12 protein-coding genes are annotated in these 11,290 nt (G+C 67.3%); 11 read left to right on the top strand and 1 reads right to left on the bottom strand.

Translation table 11 applies throughout. From position 1 onward, the window contains the following. Positions 1-12 precede the first annotated feature (12 nt). Together flgL and ASD75_RS21800 are read left to right on the top strand one after the other, a co-directional pair. Positions 13-1,266 carry a flagellar hook-associated protein FlgL gene (gene flgL / locus ASD75_RS21805; RefSeq protein WP_056748001.1) on the top strand — a complete coding sequence of 418 codons (1,254 nt, stop codon included), beginning with the start codon at positions 13-15 and terminating at the stop codon, positions 1,264-1,266. Positions 1,267-1,402: 136 nt separating this feature from the next. Beyond that, the gene (locus ASD75_RS21800) at positions 1,403-2,647 is read left to right on the top strand and encodes an HDOD domain-containing protein (protein WP_056747999.1); all 1,245 of its coding nucleotides are present in this window, start codon (positions 1,403-1,405) and stop codon (positions 2,645-2,647) included. Between the two features lie 68 nt (positions 2,648-2,715). Here the strand turns inward: ASD75_RS21800 and ASD75_RS21795 are convergent, their stop codons facing one another. Beyond that, on the bottom strand, positions 2,716-4,212 hold the full coding sequence (locus ASD75_RS21795) for a PLP-dependent aminotransferase family protein (RefSeq protein WP_056747998.1): 1,497 nt from the start codon (positions 4,210-4,212) through the stop codon (positions 2,716-2,718). Positions 4,213-4,375: 163 nt separating this feature from the next. Between ASD75_RS21795 and ASD75_RS21790 the strand changes: the two genes are divergently transcribed. From ASD75_RS21790 to ASD75_RS21750, 9 genes are all read left to right on the top strand, one after another. Continuing rightward, the gene (locus ASD75_RS21790; RefSeq protein WP_056747996.1) at positions 4,376-4,990 is read left to right on the top strand and encodes a LysE family translocator; all 615 of its coding nucleotides are present in this window, start codon (positions 4,376-4,378) and stop codon (positions 4,988-4,990) included. Beyond that, a complete protein-coding gene (locus ASD75_RS21785) occupies positions 4,987-5,904 on the top strand; it encodes a DMT family transporter (RefSeq protein WP_056065632.1) in 918 nt (305 codons plus the stop codon). The genes ASD75_RS21790 and ASD75_RS21785 overlap by 4 nt, the downstream gene beginning before the upstream one ends. Next, positions 5,901-6,371 (top strand): RidA family protein, encoded by a 471-nt coding sequence (locus ASD75_RS21780; RefSeq protein ID WP_235511672.1) that lies wholly within the window; start codon positions 5,901-5,903, stop codon positions 6,369-6,371. Before ASD75_RS21785 ends, ASD75_RS21780 begins: the two co-directional genes overlap by 4 nt. A 5-nt stretch (positions 6,372-6,376) precedes the next feature. Next, a complete protein-coding gene (locus tag ASD75_RS21775; protein WP_056065628.1) occupies positions 6,377-6,706 on the top strand; it encodes a DHCW motif cupin fold protein in 330 nt (109 codons plus the stop codon). A 98-nt stretch (positions 6,707-6,804) separates the two neighbouring features. Then, entirely contained in the window at positions 6,805-8,010 is a 1,206-nt protein-coding gene (locus ASD75_RS21770; RefSeq protein WP_200947637.1) for a PLP-dependent aminotransferase family protein, read from the top strand. A 6-nt stretch (positions 8,011-8,016) separates the two neighbouring features. Further along, positions 8,017-8,646 (top strand): glutathione S-transferase, encoded by a 630-nt coding sequence (locus tag ASD75_RS21765; protein WP_056747994.1) that lies wholly within the window; start codon positions 8,017-8,019, stop codon positions 8,644-8,646. 12 nt (positions 8,647-8,658) lie between these two features. Beyond that, entirely contained in the window at positions 8,659-9,522 is an 864-nt protein-coding gene (locus ASD75_RS21760) for a PhzF family phenazine biosynthesis protein (protein ID WP_056747992.1), read from the top strand. A gap of 170 nt (positions 9,523-9,692) precedes the next feature. Then, the gene (locus ASD75_RS21755) at positions 9,693-10,568 is read left to right on the top strand and encodes a PhzF family phenazine biosynthesis protein (RefSeq protein WP_056748100.1); all 876 of its coding nucleotides are present in this window, start codon (positions 9,693-9,695) and stop codon (positions 10,566-10,568) included. Continuing rightward, positions 10,565-11,284: a VOC family protein gene (locus ASD75_RS21750; RefSeq protein WP_056747990.1), complete on the top strand. Its 720-nt coding sequence runs from the start codon at positions 10,565-10,567 to the stop codon at positions 11,282-11,284. Before ASD75_RS21755 ends, ASD75_RS21750 begins: the two co-directional genes overlap by 4 nt. Positions 11,285-11,290: the final 6 nt, after the last annotated feature.

Raw genomic sequence — 11,290 nt, 5'->3', positions numbered from 1 at the left:
GAGGAGTTCGACATGAGCACAAACATCTACCGCGTCGGCACGGCCAACATGTATGACAACGCGCTGCGCAACCTGGGCGCGCGCCAGACCAGCCTGACCACGCTGCAAGAGAACCTGACGTCAGGCAAACGGGTGGTGCGCGCCAGCGACGACCCGGTGTCAGCAGCCCAGGCTGAGCGAGCCCTCAACCGCCTGTCGCGCATCCAGACCGAACAACGTGCGCTGGAGACCCAGCGCAATGCGATTGCACAGGGGGAATCCTCACTGGGCGACGCGGTGAATCTGATCCAGAACTTTCGGGAGCTAGTGGTCAGTGCGGGCGATGCCAGCATGACCCCGAACGACCGCGCCACGGTCGCCAACCAGCTGCAAGGCCTGCGCGAGCAACTGCTGGAAGTCGCCAACCGGAAAGACACCAACGGCATCCCCTTGCTGAGTGCATTGGGCAGCGCGCTGGCGCCGTTCCTGGGCCCCCTGAGCAGCTCCCCCGACTACAGTTTCCAGGGTTTACCGGGTCAGACGGCGAGCAACGGCGTGACGGTACCGGGGGCCCTCGACGGCGACTCTGCCTTCATGTTCGACCCCACCCGCGACAGTGTCTACACCGCCGGGGTCAGCAACATCCCTGTAGGCCGACAGCTCACCACCACGGCCATCACGCCCACCAACAAAGCTTTGGTGACGGGTGACAACTACACCGTCACCTTCAGCGCAGTGGGTCCAGGCGCCACCACGGGCACCAGCACAGCCACGTACACCATCACCAATACCACCACGGGTGCCGTCTCCGCCCCGGTGGTGGTGCCGGACTACCCGACCGACAAGCCGGTCACCATCTCCGTTCCAGGCATTCCGGGGCTTTCCTTCGATATCAAGGGCAACCCGGCCAACGGGGATACCGTCACCCTGCAGCCCAGCGCGAGCATGTTCAGCACCATGGACAGTGCCATCAATGGCATCCGCAACGCTCCCAACAACAACGGCGCCATCCAGGCCGTGGGGCAGGCACTGGCCAACATCGATATTGGACTGGAGCGCGTACACAACATGCGCAGTTACGCCGGCGAGCTGCTCAATCGCGCAGACCGCATCACCGGCGACCAGGACAAGCGCTCCATCCAGCTGGAAGGCGACCGTTCGCGGGCAGAGGATCTCGATATGATCAAGGGCATTTCCGACTTCCAGAACCAGCAGGTGGGTTATGAGGCTGCACTCAAGTCCTATGCGCAGGTTCAGAAGTTGTCGCTGTTCAACTTTATTGGCTAGGAGCCTGTGCGGCAGAGGGTGTTCGGGCGCAGAGCCCATCGCACGCTGTGCCAGCAGGCTTCAGCACCGGCTGGTGCACCGTGGCGACACCCATCCCGCGAGCGCTGGCTGGCCCTGTTTTTTTGCCTGAGAGCCCATGGTCCAATCCGTCCTAGGTAGCCTGATCCTGGGCTATCGCCCTTTGTGGAACCGCGCCCGCAAACTTGCAGGCATCCAGCTGTATGCCCACAACGAGGCCTCGGCAACCGTCGACGGCGGGCACCTGTTGCGCACGCTGCAGGAGCTGTGGTCGGCCAGCTCGCCGCCGCTGCTGATCTCGGCACAGACCCGCCAGCTGCTGTGCGACCTGCTCGAAAACGCGCCACGGGCTGCACCGTGGATCGAGGTGCGCGGCGAGTGGCTGTCGGACTCTGCCATCTATGACCGCGTGAAGGCCGCGCACCAGCGAGGGCTGCGCATGGTGTGGCGGGGCGACATGGACAAGCTGCCCGAGCCCGAGATTGCCCGCTGCTTCGACAACAGCCTGCTGACCCTGCGCCCGGAAGACGCCGTGGCTGCGCTGCAGGCCACGCCCCCACGCCCAGGCAGTGCCGCAGCCGCAGCAGCACCTGTTGCCAAACGCACCCCCAGCCCGGTGCTGGCCGGCCAGATGTATGAAAACATCGCCAGCCGGGCACTCATGGAGCACTGTCTGGACCAGGGCAACGCGATGGCGCTGGCTGGGTGGCCGACGGAGGATGTGCTCTACAGCCTGCGCCACCACCCGCAGCAGCCCTCGCACGCGGTGATCTTCAAACTCATGAAGGCCATCGACGACGAGCAGTCGCTGGAAACCTTTGAAGACATCATGGGCGAGGACCCGCTGCTCGCGTACCGCTTCATGGTCTATACCAACTCGGCCGCCCTGGGCCTGCGCACCGGAATTGATTCGCTGCGCCGGGGCCTGGTGATGATGGGCTACAGCTCCATCAAGCGCTGGCTGTCCGACCAGCTGCCCCATGCGAGCACCGAGGCCAACATGCAGCCGGTGCGCGAAGCCATGGTGATCCGCGCACAGCTCACCGCGCGGCTGCTGGACGCGGGCATCGAGAACGACCTGCGCCGCGAGATCTACCTGTGTGGCCTGCTCTCCCAGCTCGATGAGCTGCTGGGCGAGCCCCTGGGCACCATCCTCAAGCGCCTGCCCCTGTCCGAACGCATCTACGACGCCACCGTGTTGCGCACTGGCCCCTACACCGGCGGTCTGCAGATGGCCTGCGCACTGGAGACAGATGACGCCAGCGCCATCCGCCAGCTGTGCGAGACCTTCGAGATGGACCTGGAAGAGGTCAACCGCGCGCTGCTGCGGGTGTTGTCTGACCTGGAAGTGGAAAGAAAGTAGGCCCCTGCGCCGGTTTCGGTGGGCGACACCCCCATGCGATTGCGCGACTCCAGGGCAATGTCTGCGGCTCACCGCCCCTGCTCAGCCCGCACACGCTCAAAGATGCGCCAGAACGCCGCGTCCTGCGTCGTCGCAAAGTTGATGCGCATGAGCGTGCTGGGTTTGCGCTCTGCATGGAACAACGCACCGGGCGCCAGCAGATAGCCTTCGTCCAGCATGCGCTGCGACAGCGCATCGGTGTCCACCCCGGTCTCCACCCAGCCAAACAGGCCCACCGGCTCGGCCGCAAAGGTGCAGCCCGCCCCCAGGGCAAGCTTGACGCTGCGCGCGCGTGCGGCATCCAGCCGGGTACGGATGCGTTCGGCGTGGCGGCGCAGCTGGCCCTGCTCGATGCACAGTGCCAGGGCCTTCTCCAGCAGCGCAGGGGTGGTCAGCGTGGCCAGCAGCTTGGTGTCCAGCAATTGCTCCACCAGCGCAGGCGGCGCAGCCATGAAGCCAATGCGCCAGTTGGGCGCCAGGATCTTGGCAAAGCCGCTCACATAGATGGTGCGCTGCAGGCCATCCAGCGCCGTGAGGCGCGTGGCGTGCTCCGGCGCTATGTGGCTGTAGGTGTCGTCTTCCACCACATGGAAGTTGTGCTGGTTGGCCAACTGCAACACGCGGTGGGCACTGCCCGGCGTAAGGCAGTAGCCCGTGGGGTTGTGAAACACGCTCACGCTCACGTAGAGCTTGGGCTTGTGCACCTCGCAATAGCGCGCCATGACTTCCAGATCCGGGCCATCGGCGCGGCGCGGCACGGGCAGGATGTGCATGCCCAAAGCGGCCAGCCGCGCAAACTCCACCGCCCAGCCGGGCTCCTCCACCATGACCGGGTCGCCCGGGCGCAGCAGGGTGCGGCTCACGATGTCGAGCGCATGGGTGGCCCCCACGGTGGTGATGATGTTCTCAGGCACCGTGTGCACGTTGAGCGTGGACAGCTTTTTGGCCAACACGCGCCGCAGGCCTGCATCGCCCAGCGGCTCGCCATACTGCAGCGAAAACTCCTGCAGGGCGCGCGAGTTGGTGACCTTGCGCACGGCGGCGGGCATGAAGGTGGACTCCAGCCAGTCGGGCGGAAAGACCCCCATGCCGGGCTGGGGCTTGTCGCTGATCTTGTGGAACATGCCCCGGATCAGCGCCGTGGCGTTGACGGGCGACACCCCTGGACCCGCGCGGCCGGCGGCACGCGCCGCAAACCAGTGCGCCGTACTCCAGTTGGCGGCAGCACTTTCCAGAGCCAGGTCGTCGGGGAGCGCGCGCGCGTCAAGGTCGCCGTCGGCTGCCTCCACCGGTCGGCCACTTTCGCGGACAAAAAACCCCCGGTTCTTGCGCGCCTCCACCAGGCCCTGCGCCAGCAGCTGGTCATAGGCCGCCACCACGGTGGACGGGCTCACCCCGTGCTGCTGCGCGCACTGGCGCACGGACGGCAGGCGTGCACCCGGCGCCATCAGGCGGTTGCGGATGCGCTCGGCAAACCGGGTGGACAGTTGTTCGGTCAGCGACTGGGTGGACGATTTCATCAGCATGGAGGCATTCCGCTCGCTGCGCCACTAGGCGCCGGTGTGTATTGTTTTGCCGGGCAATACAGATTTGCAACTGCGCCGACTGTCTGTACTGGTTGTGTATTGGTAGCAAGATTACATTGAAGGCAGATCCCCGACAAGTCCCCCACCCCTTCCCGCACCCACCATGAGCGTCGCTGAACTCACCGCCCTGCTGTTGTTTTGCACCGCCATGAGCTTTTCGCCGGGGCCCAACACCACCTTGTCCACCGCGCTGGCCGCCAACCTCGGGCTCAAGCGCGCGCTGCGCTTTTGCTTTGCGGTGCCTGCGGGCTGGACGCTGCTCATGCTGGGCAGCGGGCTGGGCCTGGGTGCCCTCATCACTGGTGTGCCCGCCCTGCGCTGGGCGGTGACGCTGCTGGGCGTGGCCTACATGCTCTGGCTGGCTTTCAAGCTCAGCCGCGCAGGCCAGATGACCGCCATCGACACATCGCGCCTGAACGTGACGTTCTGGCAAGGCGTAGGCCTGCAGTTTGTCAACATCAAGGCCTGGATGCTGGCCCTCACGCTCAGCGCAGGCTGGGTGGTCAATGCCGCAGGGCAGCCCGCCGCCAACCCGGGTGAGCGCCTAGCCATCATTTGCGGCGTGATGATGGTGTTCGCCTTCACCAGCAACTTTGTCTATGCGCTGGTGGGCTCGCTGCTGCGCCAGTGGCTGGCGCAGGGCGCGCGGCTGCTGTGGTTCAACCGCGCGCTGGCACTCGTGCTGGTGCTCACTGCGTACTGGATGCTCACCCTATGAACCGCGCACAGGAAAAAGAAGCCCTGCTCTGGGGCCTGGTCGGCGTCACGCTGTTTGCGGCCACGCTGCCCATGACGCGGCTGGCAGTGGGCTCTACCGATGCACCCCAGCTGTCCCCCTGGTTCGTCACGTTCGGGCGTGCCGCCGTGGCGGGCTTGCTGTCGATTGGCTACCTGCTGTGGCAGCGCACGCAAGGGCGCCTGAACCTGCCGGTGCGGGCCGAGTGGCCACTGCTGGGCATCACGGCGTTTGGCGTGATTGTCGGCTTCCCGCTGTTCCTGGCGCTGGCACTGCGCCATGTGCCAAGCACCCATGGTGCGGTGGTCACAGCCCTGCTGCCGCTGTCCACCGCCCTGCTGGGTGCACTGTGGTACCGGCAGCGGCCCTCGGCAGGCTTCTGGGCCTGTGCAGTGCTGGGCAGCGGCCTGGTGCTGGGCTTCATGGTGTGGCGTGCGGGCGGCCTGTACCTGGGCGCAGCCAACATCTACCTGCTGATCGCCATGACCACAGGCGCCCTGGGCTACATCGGCGGCGCCCGCCTCACGCCCCGCCTGGGGGCCGAGCAGGTCATCTGCTGGGTGCTGGTGTGTTGCCTGCCACTCACCCTGCCCGTGGCCTGGTGGTTCGCTCCCGCCGTGCCCTCCAGCATTGGCGCGATGAGCTGGGCGGGCTTCCTGTACGTGGCCCTGTTCTCGATGTGGATCGGCTTCTTTGCGTGGTACCGCGCCCTGGCGCTGGGTGCCGTGCGGGTCAGCCAGATCCAGCTCATCCAGCCCTTTTTGAGCCTGCTGTTTGCAGTGCCCCTGCTGGGCGAACACCTGGATGCCGTCACCCTGGTGTTTGCAGTGGCCGTGATCGCCACCGTCTTCGTGGGCAAACGGATGCCCGTTCAACAACAAGGAGCCCCCGCATGAGTGCCATGGCCCCAGAACAGCGACTGCAACGGCTGGGCCTGGTGCTGCCCACCGTGTCCGCCCCGCGCGGCAACTTTGACGCCTATGTGCTGGACGGCAACACGCTGTACCTGTCGGGCAAGGGCTCGCCACTGCGCAACGACATGGTGGTGGTCCCCAAGGTGGGCCGCGAGATCAGTGCCGACGAGGCACGTCAGCACGCCCGCGAAGTGGGCCTGCAGCTGATCGCCACCATGCAGGCAGCACTCGGAGATCTCTCGCGCGTGCGCCGTGTGGTCAAGCTGCTGGGCATGGTGAATGCGACACCCGACTTCATGCAGCACACCGAGGTCATCAACGGCTGCTCCGACCTGCTGGTGGAAGTGTTTGGTGATGCAGGACGGCACGCACGCTCGGCCGTCGGTGTCGGCTCCTTGCCGCGTGGCTTTGCGGTGGAGATCGAGGCCGTGGTGTCGATCAAGGACTGAAAACCATGCATTTGCAGAACATTCCCTTTGCCACCACCGACTGGGCCAGCATTCCGCGCGAAGAAAAAAGCGCCGCAGCGGGCCAGGCCTTCTGGCGCACCCAGACATTTGGCGAGGCGCGCGTGCGCATGGTGGAGTACACGCCAGGCTACGTGTCCGACCACTGGTGCACCAAGGGCCATGTGCTCTTGTGCCTGAGCGGCGAGCTGCACACCGAGCTGGCCGACGGCCGCCAGTACACCTTGACACCCGGCATGAGTTACCAGGTGGCGGACAATGCAGAACCCCATCGGTCCACCTCCCCACAGGGCGCCACCCTGTTCATCGTGGACTGAGAAGGTGTGAACGCACCCGCCAGGGCTGCTGCACACCCATTTTTTGACGACAACTTTGCAACCGAAGCGGCCCAGGCGGCCACCCGCAGGAGACGAGAGTGAAACTGAACGACCTTCCCACCAACAGCACGTGGACCCTGGCACGCCGTGCCGAGCGCATGAACCCCTCGGTCATCCGCGAAATCCTGAAGGTCACCGAAAAGCCCGGCATCATCAGCCTGGCGGGCGGCCTGCCATCGCCCAAGACCTTCCCGGTCTCCGCGTTTGCTGCCGCTTCTGCCGCCGTGCTGGCCAACGACGGCCCCGGCGCCCTGCAGTACGCCGCCAGCGAAGGCTATGGCCCGCTGCGCCAGGCGATTGCCGACCTCCTGCCCTGGGACGTGGACGCTGACCAGATCCTCATCACCACCGGCTCGCAACAGGCGCTGGACCTGATCGCCAAGATCCTCATCGACACCGATAGCCGCGTTCTGGTGGAAACGCCCACCTACCTGGGCGCGCTGCAGGCCTTCACGCCCATGGAGCCCAACGTGGTGTCCGTGGCCAGCGATGATGAAGGCGTGCTGATCGACGACCTGCGCGCCAAGGTGGGCACGGGCGCGAACAAGGCACGTTTCCTGTACGTGCTGCCCAACTTCCAAAACCCCACCGGCCGCACCATGAGCGATGCGCGCCGCACCGAGCTGGTGGCCGCCGCCGCCGAGCTGAACCTGCCCCTGGTGGAAGACAACCCCTACGGCGACCTGTGGTTCGACGCACCGCCGCCGGCCCCGCTCACGGCCCGCAACCCCGACGGCTGCATCTACATGGGTTCGTTCTCCAAGGTGCTGGCCCCCGGCCTGCGCCTGGGCTACATCGTGGCGCCCAAGGCCGTGTACCCCAAGCTGCTGCAGGCCAAGCAGGCGGCCGACCTGCACACCCCCGGCTACAACCAGCGACTGGTGGCCGAAGTGATGAAGGACGGCTTCCTGGACCGCCATGTGCCCACCATCCGCGCGCTGTACAAGCAGCAGTGCGAGGCCATGCTGGCCGCACTCGACAAGGAAATGCAGGGCCTGGGCGTGCACTGGAACCGCCCCGACGGCGGCATGTTCCTGTGGGTGCGCCTGCCGGAAGGCATGAGCGCCATCGAGCTGCTGCCCAAGGCCGTGGAGCGCAATGTGGCCTTTGTGCCCGGGGCGGCCTTCTATGCCGACAACGCCGACCACCGCACCCTGCGGCTGTCGTTCGTGACCTCCACCGTCGAGCAGATCGCCACCGGCATCGCGGCGCTGGCGGCAGCCATCCGCGAGAGCAAGGGCTGATTCACCATGCTGAGGCTCTGGGGTCGCCTGTCGTCCATCAACGTGCGCAAGGTCGTGTGGGCCGTGCAGGAGCTGGGCCTGCCCTCGGTGCAGCGCACCGACGCGGGCGGCCAGTACGGCATCGTGCGCGAGGCGCGCTACCTGGGCCTCAACCCCAATGGCCTGGTGCCGCTGATTGAGGACGAGGACACGGGCGTGGTGCTATGGGAGTCCAACGCCATCGTGCGCTACCTGTGCGCCCGGCATTCGCTGGGCAACCTGTACCCCGAAGACCTTCCCTCGCGTTTTGTGGCCGAGCAGTGGATGGACTGGCAGCAGACCACGCTGAACCCGGCCGGGCGCGACGCCTTCATTCAGTGGATCCGCACGCCTGCGGCCCAGCGCAACGATGCGCTGATCGCCGCGTCGGTGGCGGTCACGGAGCCCCTGCTGGCCCTGCTGGACGCCCACCTGGCCCGCCAGCCCTTCATGGCGGGTGAGCGGTTCACGATGGCCGACATCCCGGTGGGTTGTGAGATCCACCGCTGGTGGGGCTTGCCGCAAGAACGCGCCGCACGCCCCCACCTGGAGCGGTGGTACAACACGGTCAGCACCCGCCCCGGCGCCCGCGGGGTACTGGACCAACCCCTTTCCTGACCGCGCCTCACCATGCACCAGCGCCCCTTCAAGCAGATCGACGTCTTCAGCGACCGCCCCGGCTACGGCAACCCTGTGGCCGTGGTGCTGGATGCCGACGGCCTGAGCGACAGTGACATGCGCCGCTTTGCGGCCTGGACCAACCTGTCGGAAACCACCTTTCTGATGCCGCCCACCGACGCCGGGCGCGCGGCCGGGGCCGACTACCGCCTGCGCATCTTCAGCCCCAATGGCGAGCTGCCTTTTGCGGGCCACCCCACGCTGGGCACCTGCCACGCCTGGCTGCAGGCAGGCCACCGCCCGCAGCAGGACGGCATGGTGATCCAGGAATGTGCGCTGGGCCTGGTCCGCATCGCACTGAGCGGCGACACCCTGGCGTTTGCCGCCCCCCCGCTCAAGCGCAGCGCCCCCAGCCCCGCGCTGGTGCCGCTGATTGCGAGCGCCCTGGGCCTGCGCCCGCAGCAGATTCTGGGTGCGCAGATGCTGGACAACGGCCCCGTGTGGCTGGGCCTGCTGCTCGACAGCGCCGACACGGTGCTGGGCCTGCACCCGGACCACGCCCGCCTGAAAGACCTGGGCCAGGACGTGGGCGTGATCCATGTGGGCCCTTCCGCCAGCAACACCGCCCAGCCCGGCGTGGTGGTGCGCGCCTTTGCCGCCCCCATGGGCAACCCTGAAGACCCGGTGACGGGCACTCTCAACGCGAGCCTGGCCGAATGGCTGATTGCCGATGGCCTGGCCCCCCGCAGCTACCTGGTGGCCCAGGGCGAATGCCTGGGCCGCGCGGGCCGCGTGCACATCCGCCAGGACGATGACCACCAGCTGTGGGTGGGCGGCCGAGCCGTCACCTGCATCGAAGGCACGGTGCTGCTATGAACCCGCGCCGCCCTGCCCCACGCCCCAGCGGCTGATTTCCCCCTCGGCCTCGCCAGGGCGCCGAGCCACAACCACCTGCTTGCACACCGGGCCACACCCCGGTGAGCCCCCCGGCGTGCCCGGCCCACCCCGCTTCACTGCCCGTTTGATTGACCAAGGACCTGACCACCATGCACCAACGCCCGTTCCAGCAAGTCGATGTATTCACCGCCACGCCCTACCGTGGCAACCCTCTGGCCGTGGTGCTGGACGGCTCCGGCCTCAGCACCGAAGCCATGCAGGACTTCACCAACTGGACCAACCTGTCCGAAGCCACCTTCCTGCTGCCCCCCACCCCGGAAGGCCGCGCCGCCGGGGCCGACTACCGCGTGCGCATCTTCTGCCCTGGGCGCGAACTGCCTTTTGCAGGCCACCCCACCCTGGGCAGCTGCCACGCTTGGCTCCAAGCCGGCGGACGGCCCCAGGTCGCGGGCCAGGTGGTGCAGGAATGTGGCGTGGGCCTGGTCACGCTGCGCCAGGATGGCGAGCGCCTGGCCTTTGCCGCGCCGCCCCTCATCCAAAGCGGCCCGCTGGCCGAAGATGACGTGGCGCTGATTGCCCGGGGCCTGGGCGTGGCGCGCAGCGACATCCTGCACCACGCCTGGTGCGACAACGGCCCCAACTGGCGCGGCGTGATGCTGCGCAGCAGCGAGCAGGTGCTGGCCCTGAAGCCTGACGCCAGCATCCTTGGCCAGCTGGACGTGGGCGTGGTCGGCCCGCGTGGCAAGGTGGGTGTCATTGGCAGCACCGACGCCGAGGGCATCGCCTTTGAAGTGCGCGCCTTCTTCCCCGGCAACAACGGCCTGGCCGAAGACCCCGTGACCGGCAGCCTCAACGCAGCGCTGGCGCAATGGCTCATCGGCGCCGGGCTGGCCCCCGCCCAATATGTGGCCGCCCAAGGCACCTGCCTGGGGCGCGCCGGGCGGGTGTACGTGCAACAGGACGGCGACACCATCTGGGTCGGCGGCAGCTCGGTCACCTGCATGGCCGGTGAGGTGCTGCTGTGACCGCCACCTCCACCCAGCAACCCGCCTGCGTGGACCACCTGGTCGTGCTGGCGGCCGACCTGGCCAGCGGTGTGGCCTGGTGCGAACGCACGCTGGGCGTCACTCCCACGGCGGGCGGCGAACACCCGCTGATGGGCACGCACAACCGCATCTTCAACGTCGCAAGCCCCACGCATCCGCGCGCTTACCTGGAGATCATTGCTATCAACCCAGGAGCATCCAAGGCAATATCCACTAGCGCAAGGCGCTGGTTTGACATGGATGACGCCAATTTGCAGGGCCAGGTGGCGCAACACGGCCCCCAGCTCATTCACTGGGTGGCGAGCGTGCCCGACGTGGAGGCCGCGTGCACCGCGTTGTCGGCGCTGGACATGGATCGCGGCGCCATCATCACCGCCAGCCGCCCCACGCCCCATGGCCTGCTGCAGTGGCAGATCACTGTGCGCGATGACGGATTGCGCCTGATGGACGGCTGCCTGCCCACGCTCATCCAGTGGGGCGCGGCGCACCCCTGCGACAGCCTGCCCGCCAGCGGCGTGCAGCTGGAGCAGCTTGCACTGCAGCACCCGCAAGCCGCCACATTGCAGGCCGCGTGCACCGCCGTGGGTGTCGCCGCCTCCGTCCTCGTCACGCCGGGCACCGCGCCGCGCCTCTCTGCCCAGCTCCGCACGCCACGGGGCCCCGTCACCCTCACCTCAGTCACCTCTCAGGAGTAAACCGCC

The organism is Acidovorax sp. Root568 (assembly GCF_001427445.1).
GTDB lineage: Bacteria > Pseudomonadota > Gammaproteobacteria > Burkholderiales > Burkholderiaceae_C > Acidovorax > Acidovorax delafieldii.
Note: the sequence above shows the minus strand (reverse complement) of the source record. Positions and strands in the feature narration are given on the sequence as shown.